Origin of the sequence: Streptomyces sp. NPDC059828 (assembly GCF_042731955.1) — a bacterium.
Classification (GTDB): domain Bacteria; phylum Actinomycetota; class Actinomycetes; order Streptomycetales; family Streptomycetaceae; genus Streptomyces.
In genome coordinates this window covers 105,763-126,684 of the sequence record NZ_JBHWIW010000013.1, presented here as the reverse complement: position 1 = coordinate 126,684, position 20,922 = coordinate 105,763, and the positions used below count along the sequence as shown (strand labels likewise).

The following is a 20,922-nucleotide window of genomic DNA, read 5'->3' as shown; positions in this document are numbered from 1 at the left end:
CGGCATGACGGCATGCCGCGCGCTCCGCGCCGACCAGGATTGCTGCGCGCGGTTCTTCGGCAAGGGTGGCGCCCCGCCGTCACTTGCTGCGGCGGCCGAAGTAGAGCGCCGTACAGAGTGCTCCCAGGATCGCCGCGGCCAGCAGGGCCAGATACAGCGGCATGACCACTTCGGGGATCAGCAGCCTGACCGTGACCTTGCGGGTGTTCTCGAAGATGAAGACCAGCGTGAGGACCGCGAGCACCAGGAACACGACCCTGCGGGTGGTGAACCGGCCATGGGAGCCGCCTGTGCCCGTCGGATGTCCCGTTCCCTTGTCGCTGCGCGATCCGCCCTTGGGACTCATGGGACCAGGATGGACGGATCCTGGCCCCATGAGGCTGGGGGAGCGGGCCGAACGGGTGAGGCAGCCGGCGCACCGCGCCGAGGGCGGGCAGCGGCCTCCCCGGGACCGCCGAGGCCGCCCTGTCGGATCTTGTCAGACAAGGTGGAATGCGGCACCAGACTGACATCTACCTGCGTAGACCCACAAGGCCCTGCTCGCGGTGAACTACGGTGGGCTCGAGGATGACAGCGGTGGCGGCGAGGAGCGCATCGCCGCGGCAGTGAGCAGACAAGTGAGCGCGGGGAGACACAGTGGCAGTCAGCGGATCAGCCAGCGACCCGCAGCGCAGGCCGGTGGTCGTCCTGTACGAGCGGATCGCGGACGCCATCCACGACGGCACCTACCCACCGGGCTCCACCCTGCCGTCCGAGCCCCGGCTCGCGACGGAGCTCGGCGTCAGCCGCCCCGCCCTGCGCGAGGCCCTGCTGCTGCTCCAGGAGGACGGGCTGCTCACGGTGCGCAGGGGCGTGGGGAGGACCGTCAACGATCAGCCGCCGCGGCGCGGGTTCGAGCAGATCCAGCCGCTGGAGGAACAGCTCTCGGCGGGTGGCGCGCCACTGCGGGTACGGGCCCTGCTGCGGACCGTGGAGGAGCCCACCGACTTCACCACCCAGCATCTGCACGCACCCGCCCGCGCGGAGCTGCGCTTCTGGGAGTCCCTGCTGACGGGTGACGGCGCTGCGGCGCTGAGCCAGGAGTGGGCCGCGGCCGACGACGTGCTGGAACGGGCGCACCCGGCGTTCGCCGGGGCGCTGCGCACGGCCGGGAGCGCAGAGCGCATCTCCATGCTGGCGGTGCTGGCCGGAGCATCGCGAGGTGTACCGCTGACCGCCCACTCAGGGGTGACGGCGACCTCGCTCGGACAGCGGCGCGGGGCCCAGCTGGACCGGCCCGCGGACACCCCCGCCGTGCTGATCACCCAGGTCGTGCGGGCGGGCGACATACCGATCATGGCCGCCAAGCACATGCTGCCGACCGGCGCTCCCGCGCTGTCCGTGGTGCAGTCGGGCTGAGGCCGGGCCGGCGGACGCACCGCTCCCGACCTGGCTCATGCCGCCGGTCCGGACGACGTGTGCCGCCCCGCGTACCCCGCCGGTCCGGCTGACGCGCACCCCCGCCGCGCCTGCGTACGCCCCTGTGTGCCGAGCGGTGTGCGCCCCACAACGGCGCCCGGCGCATCGTTGCCGTACACTCCCGCTGCATGCACTTGTCTGACAACTCCCCGGCCGACCTCGCCGCGAGCCCCGCCCCTGTCGCCGACTGGATCCGCCGCGCTCCCAAGGCCGTCCTGCACGACCACCTGGACGGCGGTCTGCGTCCCGCCACGATCATCGAGCTGGCGCATGAGTGCGGCTACGGCGATCTGCCCACCGAGGACCCCGAGGCTCTCGCCGTCTGGTTCCGCGACGCCGCGGACTCCGGGTCGCTGGAGCGCTATCTGGAGACCTTCGCCCACACCTGTGCGGTGATGCAGACCCGCGAGGCCCTGTTCCGGATCGCCGCCGAGTGCGCGGAGGACCTGGCCGCCGACGGAGTCGTCTACGCCGAGGTGCGCTACGCACCCGAGCAGCACCAGGAGCGCGGCCTGAGCCTCGACGAGGTCGTCGACGCGGTCAACGAGGGCTTCCGCGAGGGTGAGCGGCGGGCCGGCGGCCGGATCACCGTCGGCGCGCTGCTGACGGGTATGCGGCACACCCGGCGCTCGCTGGAGATAGCCGAGCTCACCGTGGCCCACCGGGGCCGCGGGGTTGCGGGCTTCGACATCGCGGGCGGCGAGATCGGCAACCCTCCCGCCAACCACCTCCCCGCCTTCCAGCACCTGAAGCGGCACAACTGCCACTTCACCATCCACGCGGGCGAGGCAGTCGGCGCCGAGTCCATCCACGAGGCGGTCCAGGTCTGCGGCGCCGAGCGGATCGGCCACGGCGTGCGGATCACCGACGACATCCGGGTCGCCGACGACGGCACGGCCTCGCTGGGCCACCTGGCCGCGTATGTCCGCGACAACGGGATCGCGCTGGAGGTCTGCCCGACCTCGAACCTCCAGACCGGCGCGGCGAAGGACTACGCCACGCACCCGATCGAGCTGCTGCGCCGCCTCGGCTTCCAGGTCACGCTCAACACGGACAACCGCCTTGTCTCCGGCACCACGATGAGCCGCGAGTTCCAGCACATGGCGGATGCCTTCTCCTACGGCCCGGAGGTCTTCGAGCAGTTCACGGTGGCCGCCGTCGAGTCTGCCTTCCTGCCGCTCCCGGAGCGCCGCCGCATCATCGACGAGGTGATCCGGCCGGGTTACGCCGCGCTGAGCTGACGCTCCCACCGCACGGGCGCCGGCCGCTGAAGGCCGGCGCCAGGGCGCGCGATCGACGCGGAGGTCACTCCGTCCTCGGACCAGCGCCGTCAGACCAGTGCCGGCACGTCGAGCACCAGCGCCCCGGCATCCGCGTCCAGCACCGCCGGAACCCCGAGGGGCATCGTCAGCGCCGTGGCCCCGTGCCCGAAGCCGAGCTCCTCCACGACCGGGACTCCGAGGCCGCCGAGCCGGTCCAGGAACACGGCCCGCAGCTCCTCGTAGGGCCCGCAGCCCTCCCACGATCCCAGGGCGATCCCGGACACTCCGTCCAGCCATCCGGAGCGCAGCAGCTGGGTGAGGACCCGGTCCAGGCGGTACGGCTCCTCCCCGGTGTCCTCGATCAGCAGCAGCCCGCCACGCGCGGACGGCCGGGCGTGCGGGGTGCCGATCCCGGCCGCGAGCAGGCTCACGCAGCCGCCCAGGGTGATCCCTCGGGCGCGGCCGGGAACCAGCGACCGTGCGCTGCCGAGCCGCAGCGTCCGCACCGATTCGGGTGCGAAGAGGGTGGTGCGCAGGGACTCCTGGGTGTCCGGGTCCTCGATGAACGTCAGCGCGGCCGCCATCGGGCCGTGCAGGGTCGCCAGGCCCACGCGCTGGGCGAAGGCCTCATGGAGCGCGGTCACATCGCTGTAGCCGACGAAGACCTTGGGCCCTGCCGCGCGTACCGCGTCCCAGTCGACCAGGTCGGCCATCCGCTGGGCTCCGTACCCGCCCCGGGCGCAGATCACGGCGGAGACCGAAGGATCGCACCAGGCCTCCTGGAGGTCGCGGGCGCGCCCCGCGTCCTCGCCCGCGAGGTAGGGCAACCGCGGATGTCCCGCGAGCACGTGTGGCAGCACGAACGGCTCCAGGTCCCAGCCGCGCAGGATGGCGAGACCCTTCTCCAGGCGGTCCGCCGGTACGGGGCCGCTGGGGGCGACGACGGCGACCCGGTCACCCGGCCGCAGCCGCGCGGGGCGGGTGAGGGGCCGGGCCGGGGCCTGCGAACGCTGCCGACGGCTCACTTCACCAGCCCGAGCACCGGGACATCCCCCCGCGGGGTGCCGAAAGTCTGTACGTACAAGGACAGCTCGGCCTCCAGGGCGCGGATCAGGGTCTCCGCACGGCGGAAGCCGTGGCTCTCGCCCTCGAAGGCGAGATAGGCATGGGGTGTCCCGCGTCCGGCGAGCTGAGCGAGGAAGCGCTCGCTCTGCGCCGGCGGGCAGATCGGGTCGTCGAGGCCCTGGAGCAGCAGCAGCGGGACGTCGATGCGGTCGACATGCTCGATCGGCGAGCGTTCCCGGTAGCGTCCCGGGACCTCGTCGAGCGGGCCGATCAGCGACTCCAGGTACCGGGATTCGAAGTCATGGGTGCCGTCGGTCGCCCAGCCCAGCAGGTCCAGTACGGGGTAGCGGATGGCCCCGCAGGAGTAGACACCGGTGGTGGTGAGGGACACCGCGGCGGTCCAGCCGCCCGCGCTTCCGCCCCGGATCGCCAGCCGGTCCGGATCGCCCGTGCCCTCGGCGGCAAGGGCTTCGGCGACGGCGGCGCAGTCCTCCACGTCGACCACGCCCCACTGCTCGCGCAGCCGCTCGCGGTACTCGCGGCCGTAGCCGGTGGAGCCGCCGTAGTTGACCTCGGCGACACCGATGCCGCGCGAGGTGAAGTAGGCGATCTCAAGATCGAGCACGAGGGGGGACCGGCCGGTGGGACCGCCGTGCGCCCACACCACGTAGGGCGGCAGCTCGTCGTCGGGGGCGACGCGGTCGGGGCTGTGGGGCGGATAGACGTGCGCGTGGATCTCGCGGTCCTCCGGCCCGGTGAAGACACGGATCTGCGGCTCCGGGTAGTACGCGGGGTCCACCCGGTCCTCGTGCGCCGCACCGATGACGCGGGCCCGGCCCGTGCAGATGTCTAGCTCCACGATCTCGAACCCGCTGCGCGGGCTGGCCGCAACGCCGACGACCCGGGTGCCGTGCGCGGCGAGGGTCGGCGCCCACTCGGTCCAGGGGCCCGCGGTGTCGACGAGCTCGCCGGTCTCCGGGTCGAGTATGCCGAGGGAGGTCGCGCCCCGGCCGTGGATGGCGGCGACAAGGCCGTTCTCCAGGGGCTGGAACCAGCTGAGGCCCAGCTTCCACAGCGGCCCGCCGAACTCCTCGTCGCGGCCGGGGCACAGCGCCTTCGCGGTCGGTGCCGTCGCGGTCGGCCCGGCGGCGTCGAGCTCCCTGGCCGGGATGGCACACGGCTCCCACCAGCCGCCCGCGTCCGAGACGTACAGCAGCGAGCCGTCGCGGGCCCAGTCGACCTGGGCCACCGACTCGCCGGTGCCACCCGCGACCTGGCGCACCGCGCGGAAGGGGCCGTCCTCCACGACCTCCCCGAGCATCACCTCGGTGCCGTCCCAGGGCATTCGGGGGTGGTCCCAGGCGATCCAGGCGGCGCGCCGCCCGTCGGGGGAGAGCCGTGGCCCGCTGACGAAGCGGTGGCCGTCGCCGGTCAGCTCCCGTACGGCCGTACGGTCGTCGGCCGCCGAACCGTCGAGCGGTACGGCGGCGATGACCCGGCGCACATCGGTGGGCGCGTCCCCGGTGAACTCTTCGAGTACGCACCAGACTTCCCCCCGGTCGAGGTGGATGACGGGATCCGCCCAGCGCAGCCCCGCGCCCACGTCCGACACCGGGGTGAGCGGTCTTGGCTCCGCGCCGGTGTCGGGCTCATGGGCATACATCCGCTGATCGTCGTGGTGGACGAACACGATGAGGGCCCCGCCCTGGTCACGGTGCGCCCCGGCCCAGGGCAGGCCGCCGTACTCCATGACCCGGCTGCGTACGTTCCACGGAACGGGAAGGACCGTTTCCTCTGCGCCGTCGGCCCTGCGTCTCACCAGGGTGCGGCGGCCATCCTCGGTGGGCCGGGGCGCCGTCCACCACACCTCGTCGCCTACCATGCCGACGAACTCGGGCCGCCCGTCGTTCGAGGCGGCGAGCGCGGCGTCGATCGGCGACGGCCAGGTCCCGTAGGCCTCTGTGGGCACCATTCCCCATCCCCCTAAGCGGACTTGAGATAGCGGTCGAGTACGCGGACGCCGAAGTGGAGTGCGTCCACGGGGACGCGCTCGTCGACTCCGTGGAACATCGCCCCGTAGTCGAAGCCTTCGGGCAGTTTCAGCGGCGTGAAGCCGTAGCCGGTGATGCCGAGCCGGGAGAACTGCTTGGCGTCGGTGCCGCCGGACGTGCAGTACGGCACGACACGGCCGTCGGGGTCGAAGGCCTCGATGGCCGCGCGCAGTCGGGCGAAGGTCGGAGAGTCGACGGGGGCTTCGAGCGCCACCTCGCGGTGCAGGAACTCCCAGTCGACATCCGGTCCCGTGAGTCGGTCAAGGGTCTCGCGGAACTCGTCCTCGGTGCCCGGCAGCATGCGCCCGTCGACGTAGGCGGTGGCATGTCCCGGGATCACGTTGACCTTGTAACCCGCTTCCAGCATGGTCGGGTTGGTGCTGTTGCGCACGACCGGCTCGACCAGCAGCGCCGCCCGGCCGAGCTTGTCCAGCAGTGCGTCCACGTCCAGGCCGGGTGCGCCGGCGTCGACGGTGAGCCCGTGCAGTGCTGCGAGCTCGGACAGGGCGGCGCGCACCGTGGGGGTGAGCCGCACCGGCCACTCGTACTCCCCGATCCTGGCGATGGCCGCGGCGAGCCTGGTCACCGCATTGGTCCGGTTGACCTTGGAGCCGTGGCCCGCCCGGCCGTGGGCGGTGAGCTTCAGCCAGGCGGTCCCGCGCTCGCCCGCCCCGATGGGATAGAGCGTCATACCGGGTGCGGCGTGGAAACTGAACGCCCCGGATTCGCTGATCCCTTCGGTGCAGCCTTCGAACAGCTCGGGGTGGTGGTCGGCGAGGAAGCCCGATCCGTCCTCCGCGCTGGCCTCCTCGTCCGCCGTGTACGCGATCACGATGTCGCGGCGCGGGCGGATTCCGGCGCGCCGCCAGGCACGTACGACGGCGAGGACCATGGCGTCCATGTTCTTCATGTCGACGGCGCCACGTCCCCAGACGACGCCGTCGCGGACCTCGCCGGAGAAGGGATGGACGGTCCAGTCGGCGGGTTCGGCGGGGACCACGTCGAGATGGCCGTGCACCAGCAGCGCGTCCGCGGACGGATCCGTGCCCTCGATCCGCGCCACCACGTTCGTCCGGCCTTTGGTGCGCTCCAGGAGCATCGGCTCGAGACCCGCGTCGGCGAGACGTTCGGCTGCGTACTCGGCGGCGGGCCGCTCGCGGCAGTCGCCGCCGCCGCGGTTGGTGGTGTCGATGCGGATCAGCTCGGAGGTGAAGGTGACCACCTCGTCGAGCGCGAGGTGGTCAACGCCGCTGACGTCGTCGTTGTTGCCGGTGTGCATGTGCGCGGTTCCTGGCTCGGGGAGTCTCACATCAGCCATACTGCTCCTCCACCGCGGCCGAGACGATCGTCGTGACCGCTTTGAACGTGCGAATGGCTTCATACATCGTCACGCTCGTATACGAGACGCGGCGCTCACCGCTCACCGCCGCACCGGGGACGACCGTCGCCGCCCCGGCCAGATGCTCGGCGTCGAACTCGACCTCGACGGTGAACGGCCCTCCCCGCACGGGCTCATGGCGTACGGCGAGCACGGTGGCCTCCTTGGCGGCGGCGCGGATCTGCGCGGCGGTACGGGCCGGGGTGCGGCATACGGCCGCGTACCGGGAGATGTGGTCCTTGACGGCGACCTTGAGCGCCTCGGGCGCGTAGCCGAGGGCGTCCTCACAGGTCAGGTCGTCCCCGGTGACCAGCACGACCGGCACTCCGTACTCGGCGACGACATGGGCGTTGAGCAGTCCCTCGCTCGCCCGCTCGCCGTTGAGCCAGACGCCCGTGATGGAGTTGGCGAGGTAGGTGTGCGCCAGCACACCCCGGGTACCCGCCCCCGTGTGGTAGCCGACGAAGGCGACACCGTCGACATCGCCGTGCTGCACACCTTCCACCATGGACAGCGTCTTGTGTCGCCCCGTCAGCAACTCGGCCCGGTCGTCCAGCTGTTCCAGCAGCAGATTACGCATGCTCCAGTGCGCTTCGTTGATGACCACCTGGTCGGCGCCGCCGTCGAGGAAGCCGAGCACCGCCGCGTTCACGTCCGAGGTGAAGAGCGGTCGGCAGCGCTCCCATTGGGGAGTCCCGGGCAGCACATCGCCCGGCCAGGTGACCCCCGTGGCGCCTTCCATGTCGGCGCTGATCAGGATCCTCACTGCCGCCTCCGTTCTCCCGGACTGCCGGTCGGCCCGTCCGCGTCGGGCACGGCACCGGCTCCCCGGCATTGTCGCCCGGCGCACCCCTCCACCCGCACCGCCAGTGCCTACCCGGCGCGTCGGGGTCTCAGCCGCCCGTCGGGGGTGGTTTGCGCCCTGATCGTGTCTCGTCCGGCTCAGGGATCACACCCCTGGACCAGCGCCTCCCCCACCCGGGTGCGCGCATAGAACACCGTCCGCCCCATGCGGTGCCCGCTCACCAGCCCCGCCGAACGCAGGGCCGTCAGATGCTGGGACACACCCCCCGGCGAATGACCGGTGCGGCGCGCCAGTTCGGTGGTGGAGGCGGGAGCGTCCAGTTCGGCCAGCAGCAGGGCACGGGTGCGGCCGAGCACCCCGGCGAGGGCACTCGGGCAGGGCCGGGTGCGCCCCTCCCACAGGGTGGCAACGCCCCGGGGCGGGTAGCGCAGCGTGGGCTGCCATTGGTCGTAGCCGATGACGGAGAAGATCCGGGGCCAGACGAAGGCGGAGGGGACGAGCAGCAGGCCCCTGCCGTCGAGCCTCCGGATCCCGCGCAGCCGGCAGTGGGGTATCTGGAGCGCGCCGGAGTCCCAGGTGACCTGGGGATCGAGGCCGGCCAGCAGGGCCTCCGCACCGCCTTCGGCGAACTGCCTGGCCCGGTGGGCGATATCGGCTTCGAGCAGGGCGAGGATGCCCGGCCAGTAGGGCGCGACGGCGATCTCCCAGTAGCCCGCGATCGCGTCGGCGAGCCGGCCGAGTCCTCGACCGGGGTCCTCGCGCAGCGCCGCGACGGCGGCCCGGGTGTCCGGGGACGACGTCCGCAGCAGTTCGGGCGGAGTGGCCCGGAGCACGGCCAGTTCCAGGTCGAGCGAGGGCTGCGGGGTGGCCGGGGGCGGGACGAGGAAGCCGGGAATGGTGGTGGTCGGCACCACGACGAGCGAGGTCAGCGGGGTGAGGTCCAGCTTCGCGGCGGCGAGCCTCGGTCGCACCTCGTCGGCCCACCGGCGGTGCATGGCATGGCCGTCGGCGCCCTTGAGCACGCGTATCCCCGCCACCACCTCCCACAGTGGGGAGATGGCGAATCGTGTACGCGCCACGTCCTCGGCCGTGAAATCGATTTCGAGCGGCCCGCTTGGGGACCGTTGCCGCTGCACCATTCAGCCGAGGCTAAATCATTGGTCCGGTGTGCGTCCCGCCGCGAACGTGAGGTCCATGACGACAGACAGCCCCTGGCGCAGACCCGATTTCCGCATGCTGTTCACCGCGACCGCCTTCAGCCAGCTCGGCTCCGCCGTGGGCCATGTCGCCGTACCGCTGATCGCCGTCGTGGCACTGGACGCGGACGCCGGTCAGGTCGGCCTGCTGGCCACGCTGAGCACGGTGGCCTTCCTGCTCATCGGTCTGCCTGCCGGAGCCTGGGTGGACCGGATGCACCACCGTCCGGTGCTGATCGCCGCAGATCTGGCGAGGGCCCTGCTGGTCGCCTCGGTGCCACTGGCCTGGGCGCTGGACGCGCTCACTCTTGGACAGTTGTACGCCGTCGTGCTGGTGAGCGGCTGCGCGACGGTCTTCTTCGATGTGGCGTCGCAGAGTGTGCTGCCCACCCTGGTCGGCCCGGGCGGGCTGGTGCGGGCCAATTCCGCGGTGGTGAGCCTTCAGGCCGCGAGCCAGGTGGGCGGCCGGGGCGCCGGCGGTGGGCTCGTCCAACTGCTGGGCGTGCCGGTGGCCCTGGTGGGTGTGGCCGCGCTCCATCTCGCCTCGGCGCTGCGTCTGACGGGGATGCGTGCGGCGGCCCCCACCGAGCGGGTGACCATCGCCGGTGGGAACAGGGGGCTGCGGACGGAGATCGCGGAGGGGATGCGGCATGTGCTCGGGCACGGGGAGCTCCGGGCGCTGGCGCTCTCTGCCGCTCTGACCAATCTGGGCATACAGATGCTCAACACCCTGCTGCCCGTCCTGTTCGTCCGTGAGCTCGGCCTGTCCCCAGGCGCGCTGGGCGTCTATCTGGCGGTCGGCGCGATGGGCGTCTTCATCGGTGCCCGCTGTGCGGACCGCCTGGCGGGCCGGCTCGGCCTGGGCCGCACCCTGGGGGCCGCCGGGCTCTGCATGGCTCCGGGCGCGCTGCTGATCCCCCTGATCGACCGGGGGCCGTGGTTGTGGCTTGCCTCCGCGGGGTGGCTGCTGTGCACCTTCAGGGTGGGGGTCGGCAATGTGCTGGCGGTCAGTCTGCGCCAGCGGCTGACGCCCGATCCGCTCCTCGGCCGGATGAACGCCACCTTTCGCTTCATGCTCACCGGCGCGCTCGCCGTGGGGTCCGCCGCCGCGGGCCTGATCGGTCAGTACGCCGGGGTGCGCTACGCGTTGTGGACGGGCGGCTGCTGTGTCGCACTGGCCCTCCTGCCCGTCCTCTTCTCCCCCGTGCGCGGGCGGCGCGGGCTTCCGCAGCAGGCCGTGATGGCTCACGAGCGGGGCAGGGGCCGGGTGGCTCAGGGCTGATTCCCTGCGAGCATGACCCTCATGGACCAGCTGCGGCACCTCGACCGGACGCTCGACGAACTGGACCCGCCCCGCTGGGAGGCTCCCGAATCGGAGGCGACCCATCTGGTCCGCAAGGTGCACGAGTGGCGGCGGGTGCCGCTGGGCGCCCTCGGTGCGGCGGAACTGCGTACGCTCGTCGCTCAGCAGGTGGCCCTGCCGTTCACGCTGCCCCTCGCGGTGCGCCTGCTCGTCGAAGAGCCGCTGCTGGACGCGTACTTCTACGAGGGTGACCTGCTGCTCGCGGCCGTCGCGGCCCCGGCCTCCGCCTGGGCGATGCTGCCGGGCACCGGTGCGCGACTGCGCACGGTGATCGGCGGCATCCCGGAAGAGGACGTCGCGCGGCTGCCTCACGGTGCCGCGGAGGAGCTCGCCCGCTTCGTCGCACGATCCTGATCCCGCACGGGCGGGGTGGCTCGTGCCATCGCCGTGTTGCCGCCGTTTCCGGCCATGACCGGAGGATTGCGTTGGCGTGAATTCGCCGACGGCCGCGGGTCGGTCGGTTCCGGTGCCGGACAGCTGTCTGCGTCGACCTACGGCCCTTCGGGGAATCCGCAGCTCACAGCAGGTTCGACGACTCGTGGGAGCCCTCCGGACGAAGGCCGGTGAAGACCGCGGCTCAGGCCGGAACCGGGGCCCTATGGGACCCGTTTCCGGCCTTGACCCGTCTCGCAGGGCGCTGACACGCTCCCAAACATGTCCACGACGAGCATTCCCGTTGTGCGGCTCCGTGACCTGCGTCGGCACTCCGCGCAGACGACATGTACGAGCCGCTGTCCGGCGCTGCCCCGCGTCTGAGGCCCTGCCTCCGCAAGCTGCGCCTCCGCTCTGACCGGAGCCGATTCCGCCAGTCGCTCACGGCCGGTCTCCTCCGCCGCGCCACACGGACCTTCTCCACAGCACACCTTCTCCTCAGTCGGCCCTCCACAGCCGTCGAAAGGCAGGACATGTCATGACATCAACCACAACGAACACCACCGGCGTCCGTATCGCGCAGGAGCCGTCGGTCCGCAGGGTCGGTGGCCGGATCGGCGCCCTGGTCTCCGGGGTGCGGCTCGGGCCGGATCTCGAAGACGGCACCGTGACCGCACTGCGCGAGGCGCTCCTCGCACACAAGGTGATCTTCCTCCGCGGCCAGGACCACCTCGACGAGGACAGCCACGAAGGGTTCGCGCGACTGCTGGGCACACCCATCGCCCACCCCACCGTGCCGTCCGCCGACGGGCGCTACTCCCTGGGGATCGACTCCGACCACGGCGGCCGGGCCAACCAGTGGCACACGGATGTGACGTTCGTGCCCGCCTACCCGGCCTTCTCCATCCTGCGGGCCGTGACGGTCCCACCCCACGGCGGCGACACCCTGTGGGCCAACACAGCCGCCGCGTACGAGCATCTCCCCCGTCCGCTGCGCTACCTGGCGGACGACCTGCGTGCCGTGCACTCGAACGAGTACGACTACGCCGCGCTGCGTCCCGACGCGCTGCCCGAGGCCCTCGCGCAGTACCGCGAGGTCTTCACATCGACCTCGTTCCGCACCGAGCACCCGGTGGTCAGGGTCCACCCGGAGACCGGCGAACGCTCCCTGCTCCTCGGCAACTTCGTGCACCGCATCAGCGAGCTCACGGGATCGGACTCACGGACCCTGCTGGAGCTCTTCCAGTCGCATATCGAGCGGCCCGAGAACACCGTGCGCTGGCAGTGGCAGCCGGGTGACGTCGCCATCTGGGACAACCGCGCCACCCAGCACTACGGCGTGGACGATTCCGGCGACCATGAGCGCAGGCTGCGCCGAGTGACGGTCGACGGTGACATTCCCGTCGGTGTGGACGGGCGTCCGTCCCGGCCGCTGTCACCGGAGACCGTCCCCGAGCCTGCCTTCGGAGCCGCCTCGGGCGCGTCGACGGAACGCTCAGCGAGCCCCGCCGGCGCCACCGTCGCGACCGCCCGCCCCTGACCACTGCCCGACCAGTCCCCGGGTGCTGCTCAGGCGGCTTCTCCCGATCGAACACCCCCCGAAGGAGAACGTGTTGTCCAGGCTGCTCGCCATCTCTGGAAGTCCGTCCCCCACTTCACGTACCACGCTCCTGCTGGACCACGTGGCACGCCGGCTGTCCCGCGCAGGGATCGACGCCCGACGCCTGGCCGTACGGGACCTCCCGTCGGCCGACTTGCTCGCAGGGCGGCGCGAGCACCCGGCACTGCGCGAGGCTCTCGGCGATGTCGAGGCCGCCGCAGGCGTCATCGTCGCGACGCCGGTGTACAAAGCCTCCTACACGGGACTGCTCAAGGCGTTCCTCGATCTCCTCCCGCAGGACGCCCTCGCGGGCAAGACGGTCCTGCCACTGGTGACCGGCGGGAGTCTCGCCCATGTCCTCACCATCGACTACGCACTGCGCCCGGTGCTGTCCGCCCTCGGCGCACGGCACGTCGTCGCCGGCCGATTCCTGCTCGACACCTCGATCGAGCCACGGCCAGGAGGCGGCACCCGCATCGAACCGGAGGCGGAGCGGCAGCTGTTCCACGCCGTGGAGGACTTCGTCGCCGCCCTGCCCGTCGTCACCGCCCCTGTCACCGGGAGCGGCTCCGTACTGGCCGCCGCCTCCTAGGTCCTGTCCGGGCCCAGGCCCTGTCCGGGCTCGACCGCTGCGGACCGCCGGTCGCCCGCCCGCCGTGACACGCAAACCCTCACGACCTTCCGCAAAGGATCCGCCATGCCCCTCTCGCCACCGACGTCCCGACGCCACTTCCTGACCCTTCTCGGCATCTCGGCCGCCGCTGTCGGCTGCGGCCGGGCGACGGCAGGAGGCGCCACGGCCAACACCAAGACCCTCAGGTACCAGGGCTTCGCGGGGCAGGTGACCCTTCCCGAACTGGCGGAGGACCTCGGCTATCTCGGTGATGTGAAGCTCCAGTGGGTCGGCAACACGATCAGCGGACCACAGGACATCCAGTCGGCTGCCACCGGTCAGACCGACTTCGGAGGCGCGTTCAACGGAGCGGTCGTCAAGCTCGCCGCGAGCGGCGCCCCCATCAAGGCCGTGATCAGCTACTACGGCTCCGACAAGTACGCCTACAGCGGCTACTACGTGCTGAAGGACAGCCCGATCCGCTCGGCACGCGATCTGATCGGCAAGAAGATCGGCATGAACACCCTCGGGGCACACGCCGAGGCCCTGCTCGGCATATACCTCGAACGGGGCGGCCTGTCAGGGGCTGACATCGACAAGGTCGAGCCCCTGGTGGTACCGCCGCTGAACACCGAACAGTCGCTGCGCCGGGGGCAGATCGAGGTGGGGGTGCTCGGCGGCGTCCTGCGAGACAAGGCCCTCGCCACCGGCGGCATACGTCCCCTCTTCACCGACCACCAGCTACTGGGTGACTTCAGCGCCGGCAGCTATGTCCTCACCGAACGGTTCATCGAACGCAACCCCGTCACGGCACGCACCTTCGTCACCGGTGTGGCGAAGGCGATCGAATGGGCGCGCACCACTCCGCGCGAAGACGTCGTAGCTCGTATGACCGAGATCGTGCGCAAGCGGGACCGCAACGAGGACACCGCAACCCTGGGGTACTGGCAGTCCCACGGCGTGGCCGAGACAGGAGGCCGGATCGGCGACAAGGAGTTCCGGCTCTGGATCGACTGGCTCGCGGAGCGCGGTGAGATCGGCAAGGACCGGATCAAGGCATCCGACCTCTACACCAACCAGTTCAACGGCTACGGCAAGGGAAGCAAGGGCTGAGCTCATGACTGACATCAGTGGCAAGGCCCCATCGGGCACACCGAAGATCGTGTTCGAAGACGTCAGCAAGGTGTTTCCGGTCAAGGACCGTACCGGCACGGGTCGTTCGGAACAGTTCACCGCGCTCCACGGCATCGATCTGCGCATCGAGGCAGGCGAGTTCGTGTCCGTCGTCGGCCCCAGCGGATGCGGCAAGTCGACGTTGCTGGATCTGCTCGGCGGTCTGACGCGTCCGAGTGCCGGGCGGATCCTGGTGGACGGCAAGCAGGTGACCGGCCCCGGCACCGACCGGGGCATCGTGTTCCAGCAGTACGCGCTGCTCCCCTGGCGCACGGCGCAGGGCAACGTCGAGTTCGGTCTCGAGGCGATCGGCGTACCGCGCCGGGAGCGGGCCGAGCGGGCCAGGGCGCATCTGGACCTGGTGGGCCTGTCAGGCTTCGAGGACCGTCACCCCCATGAGCTGTCCGGCGGAATGCGACAGCGGGTCGCGATAGCCCGCAGCCTCGCGTACGACCCCGACGTGCTGCTGATGGACGAACCGTTCGCCGCACTCGACGCGCAGACCAGGGAGTCGCTCCAGGACGAGCTGCTGCGGATCTGGCAGCGAACCGGCAAGACGATCGTGTTCATCACCCATGGCATCGAGGAAGCCGTCTACCTCGGCGGGCGGGTCGCCGTGCTGACCTCGCGCCCGGGCCGGGTCAAGGAAGTCGTGCCGGTGTCCTTCGAGTCCCGTACGACCGCCGACGACCTGCGCTCCAGCCCCGAGTTCGCGCACTACCGGCATCTGATCTGGCGACTGTTGCACGACGAGGTCGCCAGGGCACAGCAGTTGGAGAAGGAAGGTGTTCCCGCATGACCCCCGCAACGAGCACGGACACGGCGGCGGCTCGCGCGACAGCCGTCGGGCAACGGACCGAGCGGGCCGCGGCACAGGCGGAACCCGGCCACGCGACACCCGACCGCGCGACACCGGCGGCATCCGATCAAACGGCACCGGCGGCATCCGATCTGACGACACCGGCGGCTCCCGGGCGGGGCCGGCCGACCGGCCGGGTACCCACCGCGCTTCGCCGGGGACGACGCCTCCTGCTCGTCGCGGCCACCAAGTCCGTGGCCATCGTCGCGCTGCTGCTCGTCTGGGAGGTCGCTCCGCGACTCGGCCTGGTCGACCCCACGTTTCTGCCACCGGTCAGCGAGGTCGCGATCGCCTGGAACGAGTTGCTGGCCAGCGGACAGCTCGCCGAGCACACGGGCGCCAGCCTGCTGCGTTCCCTCGCCGGCTTCGGTCTCGCGGTAGCCATCGCCGTACCCCTGGGCCTCCTCATCGGCTGGTACCGCCCGGTGGCGGACCTGCTGGGGCCACTCCTCGAGGTGTTCCGCAACACCGCGGCACTGGCGCTGCTGCCGGTCTTCGTGTTGCTGCTCGGCATCGGGGAGACGTCCAAGGTCTCCATCGTGCTCTACGCGTGCACCTGGCCGATCCTGCTCAACACCGTCAGCGCGGTGCGCGACACCGACCCCACCCTGCTGAAGCTGGCCAGGTCCATGGACCTGTCGGCCCCGCGGCTCTTCCAGAAGGTGATCCTGCCCTCGTCCGTCCCCGCCGTCTTCACCGGGATCCGCCTGGCGGGGGCGGTGTCCATTCTGGTGCTGGTGGCCGCCGAGATGATCGGTGCCAAGGCCGGGCTGGGCTATCTCATCAACGCATCCCAGTACAACTTCGCCATCCCGCAGATGTATGCGGGCATCGTCACGATCTCCGCCATCGGCGTCGTCTTCAACCAGCTGCTGGTGGCGCTGGAGCGGCGGCTCAGCTCCTGGCGGGTGCCCCTGTCCGTCTGATCCCGCCGACAGCACCTGAGAACCCCCGCCCTGTGCACCCATTTCTCGCCGAGGACCGCCATGACCGCCTCACCGCCCCGCCAACTACACCTCAACGCCTTCCTGATGAACGCGGGACACCATGACGCCGCCTGGCGCCATCCCCGTACCCAGCCCGAACGCATCACCGATCTGCGCTACTTCCAGCACCTCGCCCTCACCGCCGAACGCGGGCTGCTCGACTCGGTGTTCCTCGCCGACGGCCTCGCCCTGTGGGGCAAGGTGCGGCACAACGCCCTCGGCGGCTTCGAACCGCTCACCCTGCTCTCCGCCCTGGCGGCGGTCACCGAGCACGTGGGGCTGATCGCCACCGTCTCGACCACCTTCAACGAACCGTTCCACATCGCCCGGAAGTTCGCCTCCCTCGACCATCTCAGCGGTGGCCGCGCGGGCTGGAACATCGTCACATCCGGCACCGTCGACGAGGCCCGTAACTTCGGCCGGGAGGAGCATCTGGAGCACGGCCTGCGCTACCGCCGCGCACGGGAGTTCGTCGAGGTCGCCACCAAGCTGTGGGACTCATGGGACGACGACGCGATCCTGCTCGACCGGGAGCGCGGGGTGTACGCCGACACCGCCAAGGTCCGCGCGATCGACCATCACGGTGAGCACTTCGGGGTGCGCGGTCCCCTGAACGTTCCGCGCTCGCCGCAGGGTCATCCGCTGCTGGTGCAGGCGGGATCGTCGGAGGACGGCAAGGAGTTCGCCGCGCGATACGCCGAGGCGGTGTTCACCGCGCAGCAGACCCTCGCCGACGGCCAGGCCTTCTACAAGGACCTCAAGTCCCGGCTCGCCCGCCATGGACGAAGTGGGGAGGAGCTGAGGATCCTGCCGGGGATCTGCCCGGTGATCGGATCGACCGAGGCGGAAGCCCGTGCCCTGGAGGTCGAGTTGACCGAACTTCAGGTGCCTGAGTACGGGCTGGCCCAGCTGTCCGGGATGCTCGGTGTGGACCTGACCGGTCTGCCGTTGGACGGTCCGCTGCCCGAGCTTCCCGAAGAACGGGACATCAACGGCAACAAGAGCCGGTTCACGCTGGTCGCCGAGCTCGCCCGCCGCGACGGCCTCACCCTGCGCGAGCTGATCGCCCGGCTCGGCGGCGGTCGTGGGCACAGGGTGTTCGCCGGCACCGCCGAGCAGATCGCCGACCAGCTGGAGGAGTGGTTCACCCAGGGTGCCGCGGACGGCTTCAACATCATGCCGCCCCATCTGCCGGGCGGGCTCGAGGACTTCGTCGACCAGGTGGTACCGGAGCTGCAGCGCCGGGGACTGTTCCGTACCGCGTACACGGGCAGGACCCTGCGCGAACACTACGGCCTGCCGCGACCGGGCACCCGTACGGCCCCGGCCGCCCGTCCCGCGTAATCGGCTCAGGTCCGGCTCCCGGAAGCGTCAGTCCTCGTGCCCGAGCTGCAGGTCACGCTCGGTGCGTCCGCCCCCAGCGACCTGGAGCACCGTCGCCACGGGCGGATAGCCGGCGGCGATCACGGTGTACTCACCGGATGAGAGGTCGACGAAGCGGAAGGTGCCGTCGGGTCCTGTGGTGAGGGTGTCGACGACGTTGGCCGCGGCGTCCAGCAGGGTGACCCGCGCGTCCTCGACGGGCCTGCCGTCCCCCGCCCGGACGGTTCCGCGCAGCACGGCGCCACCGGCGAGTTCGATGTCCTGGCGGGTCTCGCGGGAGGCCTGGACGCTGACGGGAAGCGCCGCGGGGCGGAAGGCGGGGGCGCTCGCGGCCAGGGTGTACTCGCCGGCCACCAGCTCGTCGATGACGTAACCCCCGTCGCGTCCGCTGCGAGTGCTGGCCACGACTTCGCCGCGTACGTCGGTGAGGGTGACCGCGGCGTCGCGTACGGGGGTGCCGTCGGCGGTGACGACCGTGCCCGCGAGGCGGCCCGCACCGCCGAGTACGACATCGAGTTCGACCGGGCGTTCGCCGACCGTGACCGCGACGGCCTGGGGCTGGTGGCCACCGGCAGCGGCGATGAGGACGTACGAGCCGGGGCCGGGGACGCTGAGCGCGTAGCGTCCGTCCTCGCCGCTGCCGCCGCGCCCGATCTGCCGGCCGTGCACATCGATGAGGGTGAGGGCGGCGCGCGGAACGGTGGTGCCGTCGTGGTGCTGGACGGTGCCGCACACGGGGACTCCCGCGGAACACGGGGGCGCAGGCGTGGGGGCGGCATGGCGGGCGTGCGGTACGGACAGCGGCTCGGCGGTGGGGGCGTTCTGGGACACCAGCGGTTTCTCCTTGAGGAAGAAGGCGAGGACGAGGCCGAGGACGAGCACCGGCACGAGGTAGAGGAAGATCCGCGGCATCGCGTCCGCGTAGGCCTGGACATAGCCGTCGCGCACGGCGGCCGGCAGGGCGTGGACGAGCTGCGGGGTGATCGACTCCGGATCGGGCAGTCCGGCCGCACCCCCGGCTCCGGTCCCCGGTCCGAACGGGGACCGTGCGGCCAGCGCGTCGCTGATCCGGTTGGCGAAAAGGGTGCCGAACACTGCGGCGCCCACGCTTCCGCCGATCTGCCGGAAGTAGTTGTTGGCGCTGGTCGCGGCGCCGAGATCGGCAGGCGGCACGGCGTTCTGCACGGCCAGGATCAGCACGGGCATCACCAGCCCGATACCGACGCCGAGCACGGCCTGCCACACGGAGTACTCGAGCCGGGGGGTGTCCGCGTCCAGCCTCGACAGCAGCCACATGCCGACGGCCGACACGGCGCTGCCGAGCACCGGGTAGACCTTGTAGCGGCCGGTACGGCTGATGAGCTGCCCGGAGACGACGGACGCCACAACGATGCCGCCCATCATCGGGAGCATCAGCAGCCCCGACTCGGTGGCGCTCGCGCCGTCGACCATCTGGAGGAACGTGGGCAGATAACTGGCGGCACCGAAGAGCGCCACACCGATGACGGCCCCGACCAGACCGGTGACCACGAACACCGGGTCACGGAACAGCCGCAGCGGGATGAGGGGTTCGGGCGCGAAGCGCTCGACGACGACGAAGAGCACGGTGGTTGCGACGGCGCCGGCGGCCAGACCGGTGATGACGCGTGAGTCCCAGGCGTACTCGGTACCGCCCCAACTGGTGAGCAGCACGAGGCAGGTGGAGGCGCCGGTGAGCATGAGCGCGCCGAGGACGTCGAAGCGGGCCCGGGTGGCCGGCTTCGGCAGCTTCAGCACCAGGGTGACCACGACGAGGGTGACCAGGCCGAAGGGCACGTTGATGTAGAAGCACCAACGCCATGAGACGTGGTCGGTGAAGTAGCCGCCGAGCAGCGGGCCCGCCACGGACGCGAGCCCGAAGGCGGCGCCGATCAGCCCCATGAAGCGACCGCGTTCCCTGGCCGGGACGATATCGGCGATGATCGCCTGTACCCCGATCATCAGCCCGCCTGCTCCGATGCCCTGGACCGCCCGGAACGCGATGAGCTGGTCCATGGTGCGGGACCAGCCGGCGAGTGCCGAGCCGGCGACGAAGATGACGATGGCGAACTGGAAGACGCCCTTGCGGCCGTAGAGGTCGCCGAGTTTGCCGTAGACGGGCAGTCCGATGGTGGCCGTGAGGAGATACGCGGTGATCGCCCAGGACATCCGGTCGAGGCCCTGGAGTTCACCGACGATCTTCGGCAGGGCGGTGGCGACGATCATCTGCTCGAGCGCGGCGAGCAGCAGCGCCAGCATCAGACCGAGGAAGACAAGCCGGACCCGGCGGGGGCTCAGTCCCGTGGCCGCGGCGTCGGCGTCCGGCAGGCCGCCCCCGGGCGGGGATGCCGGCGCTTCCTTCGCGCGCTGCGGGCCTCGCGGGTCCCGCGAGGCCCGCGAGCCCCGCGGACCGGTCGGCTGCGGCTGCCCTGGATCGGAGGTTCGGTGGTCCGGGGATCCGACCGCCGCTCCTTCGACTTGACCGCCCTTCGCCAGCGTGATCCCGCCCACTGCTGCTCCCCTCGTCGCGCTGCGCGGCGTCATTCTTCGCATCGCGGACCAAGGCGGGGCAAGCGGGAAATCCGGGGCTGCCGGAAGGGCAAGGGTCTCTGAGCCCGGCGCACGCGGGCGCACTACCAGCGCTCATCAGGCGCTTTTCCCTGACACCCGGCGCCTCGGGTGTCAGGGAAGCCCCCAGGGAAGACCACTCGAAGCGGTGACCTCCCCCGTACACCGCAGCGGCCGGCAACTACGGTGCGGTGACTGCCAGTTCACGACTGCCGGTTCACGACGGCAGTCGGCCGGCTCGACTACTTCTCGACCTCGGCGGCCAGCTTGGCGAGGACCTCGTCGTAGATCCGGGCGAGCCCCTTCGGCGCGAACGTCCGCTCGAAGAATCCGCCGATGCCGCTCGCTCCGTTCCAGACGGTGGTCACGACGGCCTTGGCGCGGCCCTCACCGGCCGGAGTGACCGTCCAGGTGGTGACCATGGAGGAGTTGCGGTCCTTCTCGACGAGCTGCCCCTCGGCCGGCTCGGTCACCTCGAGCAGACAGTCACGGACGCGCTTGCTGGTGGCCTGGAGCTTCCAGTGGACGAGAGTTCCGGCGCCGTCACCGCCCTCACGCACCTGGTACTCGCTGAAGTGACCCGGCAGAAGCTTCGCGCGGGTGTCCTTGTAGTCGGCCAGCGCATCGAACACGGTCTCCGCGTCCGCCGCGATGATCCGCTCCGTCGTGGCCTCGACCTGCGCCATGCCTGTCCTCCAGCACTCGGTTCCGTCAGGGGAGCCAAGCCAATCACCTCCCGCACGGCCCTCCAAATCAGGGGTAGAGGCGATCA

The 20,922-nt window shown here is 71.2% G+C and carries 18 protein-coding genes; 10 read left to right on the top strand and 8 right to left on the bottom strand.

Annotated features, from left to right (window positions below; translation table 11 throughout):
• Window positions 1–79 precede the first annotated feature (79 nt).
• Window positions 80–346: a DUF1049 domain-containing protein gene (locus tag ACFV6V_RS11325; RefSeq protein ID WP_385562401.1), complete on the bottom strand. Its 267-nt coding sequence runs from the start codon at window positions 344–346 to the stop codon at window positions 80–82.
• Between the two features lie 290 nt (window positions 347–636).
• Between ACFV6V_RS11325 and ACFV6V_RS11320 the strand changes: the two genes are divergently transcribed.
• Window positions 637–1,398, top strand: a complete 762-nt coding sequence (locus tag ACFV6V_RS11320) for a GntR family transcriptional regulator (RefSeq protein ID WP_385562398.1) — start codon at window positions 637–639, stop codon at window positions 1,396–1,398.
• 188 nt (window positions 1,399–1,586) lie between these two features.
• Entirely contained in the window at window positions 1,587–2,699 is a 1,113-nt protein-coding gene (locus ACFV6V_RS11315) for an adenosine deaminase (protein WP_385562395.1), read from the top strand.
• Between the two features lie 89 nt (window positions 2,700–2,788).
• Here ACFV6V_RS11315 and ACFV6V_RS11310 read toward each other — a convergent pair whose 3' ends face one another.
• The 5 genes from ACFV6V_RS11310 to ACFV6V_RS11290 all read right to left on the bottom strand — a co-directional run bounded on the left by ACFV6V_RS11310 (window position 2,789) and on the right by ACFV6V_RS11290 (window position 9,158).
• The gene (locus tag ACFV6V_RS11310) at window positions 2,789–3,745 is read right to left on the bottom strand and encodes an LD-carboxypeptidase (RefSeq protein ID WP_385562392.1); all 957 of its coding nucleotides are present in this window, start codon (window positions 3,743–3,745) and stop codon (window positions 2,789–2,791) included.
• Window positions 3,742–5,757 carry an LpqB family beta-propeller domain-containing protein gene (locus ACFV6V_RS11305; RefSeq protein ID WP_385562389.1) on the bottom strand — a complete coding sequence of 672 codons (2,016 nt, stop codon included), beginning with the start codon at window positions 5,755–5,757 and terminating at the stop codon, window positions 3,742–3,744. Before ACFV6V_RS11305 ends, ACFV6V_RS11310 begins: the two co-directional genes overlap by 4 nt.
• Window positions 5,758–5,768: 11 nt before the next feature.
• The gene (locus ACFV6V_RS11300; protein WP_385562423.1) at window positions 5,769–7,115 is read right to left on the bottom strand and encodes a M20/M25/M40 family metallo-hydrolase; all 1,347 of its coding nucleotides are present in this window, start codon (window positions 7,113–7,115) and stop codon (window positions 5,769–5,771) included.
• Between the two features lie 31 nt (window positions 7,116–7,146).
• Window positions 7,147–7,980: a M55 family metallopeptidase gene (locus ACFV6V_RS11295; RefSeq protein WP_385562386.1), complete on the bottom strand. Its 834-nt coding sequence runs from the start codon at window positions 7,978–7,980 to the stop codon at window positions 7,147–7,149.
• A gap of 176 nt (window positions 7,981–8,156) precedes the next feature.
• Window positions 8,157–9,158, bottom strand: coding sequence for a DUF5937 family protein (locus tag ACFV6V_RS11290; protein WP_385562383.1), 1,002 nt, complete (start codon window positions 9,156–9,158; stop codon window positions 8,157–8,159).
• A 55-nt stretch (window positions 9,159–9,213) separates the two neighbouring features.
• Here ACFV6V_RS11290 and ACFV6V_RS11285 point away from each other — a divergent pair, with 55 nt between their 5' ends.
• The 8 genes from ACFV6V_RS11285 to ACFV6V_RS11250 all read left to right on the top strand — a co-directional run bounded on the left by ACFV6V_RS11285 (window position 9,214) and on the right by ACFV6V_RS11250 (window position 17,525).
• The gene (locus ACFV6V_RS11285) at window positions 9,214–10,497 is read left to right on the top strand and encodes an MFS transporter (protein WP_385562380.1); all 1,284 of its coding nucleotides are present in this window, start codon (window positions 9,214–9,216) and stop codon (window positions 10,495–10,497) included.
• 12 nt (window positions 10,498–10,509) lie between these two features.
• Window positions 10,510–10,932 carry a contact-dependent growth inhibition system immunity protein gene (locus tag ACFV6V_RS11280; protein WP_385562378.1) on the top strand — a complete coding sequence of 141 codons (423 nt, stop codon included), beginning with the start codon at window positions 10,510–10,512 and terminating at the stop codon, window positions 10,930–10,932.
• A 556-nt stretch (window positions 10,933–11,488) separates the two neighbouring features.
• Window positions 11,489–12,490 carry a TauD/TfdA dioxygenase family protein gene (locus ACFV6V_RS11275; protein WP_385562375.1) on the top strand — a complete coding sequence of 334 codons (1,002 nt, stop codon included), beginning with the start codon at window positions 11,489–11,491 and terminating at the stop codon, window positions 12,488–12,490.
• A 73-nt stretch (window positions 12,491–12,563) separates the two neighbouring features.
• Complete coding sequence (gene ssuE, locus ACFV6V_RS11270; protein ID WP_385562372.1) at window positions 12,564–13,142, top strand: NADPH-dependent FMN reductase; 579 nt, start codon at window positions 12,564–12,566, stop codon at window positions 13,140–13,142.
• A 105-nt stretch (window positions 13,143–13,247) separates the two neighbouring features.
• A complete protein-coding gene (locus ACFV6V_RS11265) occupies window positions 13,248–14,276 on the top strand; it encodes an ABC transporter substrate-binding protein (protein ID WP_385562369.1) in 1,029 nt (342 codons plus the stop codon).
• A 4-nt stretch (window positions 14,277–14,280) separates the two neighbouring features.
• Window positions 14,281–15,135, top strand: coding sequence for an ABC transporter ATP-binding protein (locus ACFV6V_RS11260; protein ID WP_385562366.1), 855 nt, complete (start codon window positions 14,281–14,283; stop codon window positions 15,133–15,135).
• On the top strand, window positions 15,132–16,121 hold the full coding sequence (locus ACFV6V_RS11255) for an ABC transporter permease (RefSeq protein WP_385562364.1): 990 nt from the start codon (window positions 15,132–15,134) through the stop codon (window positions 16,119–16,121). The genes ACFV6V_RS11260 and ACFV6V_RS11255 overlap by 4 nt, the downstream gene beginning before the upstream one ends.
• A gap of 60 nt (window positions 16,122–16,181) precedes the next feature.
• Entirely contained in the window at window positions 16,182–17,525 is a 1,344-nt protein-coding gene (locus ACFV6V_RS11250; protein ID WP_385562361.1) for an LLM class flavin-dependent oxidoreductase, read from the top strand.
• Between the two features lie 27 nt (window positions 17,526–17,552).
• Here the strand turns inward: ACFV6V_RS11250 and ACFV6V_RS11245 are convergent, their stop codons facing one another.
• Both ACFV6V_RS11245 and ACFV6V_RS11240 read right to left on the bottom strand, forming a co-directional pair.
• Complete coding sequence (locus ACFV6V_RS11245; RefSeq protein WP_385562420.1) at window positions 17,553–20,093, bottom strand: MFS transporter; 2,541 nt, start codon at window positions 20,091–20,093, stop codon at window positions 17,553–17,555.
• A gap of 299 nt (window positions 20,094–20,392) precedes the next feature.
• Entirely contained in the window at window positions 20,393–20,836 is a 444-nt protein-coding gene (locus ACFV6V_RS11240; protein WP_385562358.1) for an SRPBCC family protein, read from the bottom strand.
• Window positions 20,837–20,922: the final 86 nt, after the last annotated feature.

Coding starts and splice junctions, on each gene's coding strand:
- ACFV6V_RS11305 (WP_385562389.1), bottom strand. CDS start 5,757: ATGGTGCCCACAGAGGCCTACGGGACCTGGCCGTCGCCGATCGACGCC.
- ACFV6V_RS11290 (WP_385562383.1), bottom strand. CDS start 9,158: ATGGTGCAGCGGCAACGGTCCCCAAGCGGGCCGCTCGAAATCGATTTC.
- ACFV6V_RS11315 (WP_385562395.1), top strand. CDS start 1,587: ATGCACTTGTCTGACAACTCCCCGGCCGACCTCGCCGCGAGCCCCGCC.
- ACFV6V_RS11265 (WP_385562369.1), top strand. CDS start 13,248: ATGCCCCTCTCGCCACCGACGTCCCGACGCCACTTCCTGACCCTTCTC.
- ACFV6V_RS11250 (WP_385562361.1), top strand. CDS start 16,182: ATGACCGCCTCACCGCCCCGCCAACTACACCTCAACGCCTTCCTGATG.
- ACFV6V_RS11280 (WP_385562378.1), top strand. CDS start 10,510: ATGACCCTCATGGACCAGCTGCGGCACCTCGACCGGACGCTCGACGAA.
- ACFV6V_RS11285 (WP_385562380.1), top strand. CDS start 9,214: ATGACGACAGACAGCCCCTGGCGCAGACCCGATTTCCGCATGCTGTTC.
- ACFV6V_RS11240 (WP_385562358.1), bottom strand. CDS start 20,836: ATGGCGCAGGTCGAGGCCACGACGGAGCGGATCATCGCGGCGGACGCG.
- ACFV6V_RS11300 (WP_385562423.1), bottom strand. CDS start 7,115: ATGCACACCGGCAACAACGACGACGTCAGCGGCGTTGACCACCTCGCG.
- ACFV6V_RS11325 (WP_385562401.1), bottom strand. CDS start 346: ATGAGTCCCAAGGGCGGATCGCGCAGCGACAAGGGAACGGGACATCCG.
- ACFV6V_RS11255 (WP_385562364.1), top strand. CDS start 15,132: ATGACCCCCGCAACGAGCACGGACACGGCGGCGGCTCGCGCGACAGCC.
- ACFV6V_RS11275 (WP_385562375.1), top strand. CDS start 11,489: ATGACATCAACCACAACGAACACCACCGGCGTCCGTATCGCGCAGGAG.
- ACFV6V_RS11260 (WP_385562366.1), top strand. CDS start 14,281: ATGACTGACATCAGTGGCAAGGCCCCATCGGGCACACCGAAGATCGTG.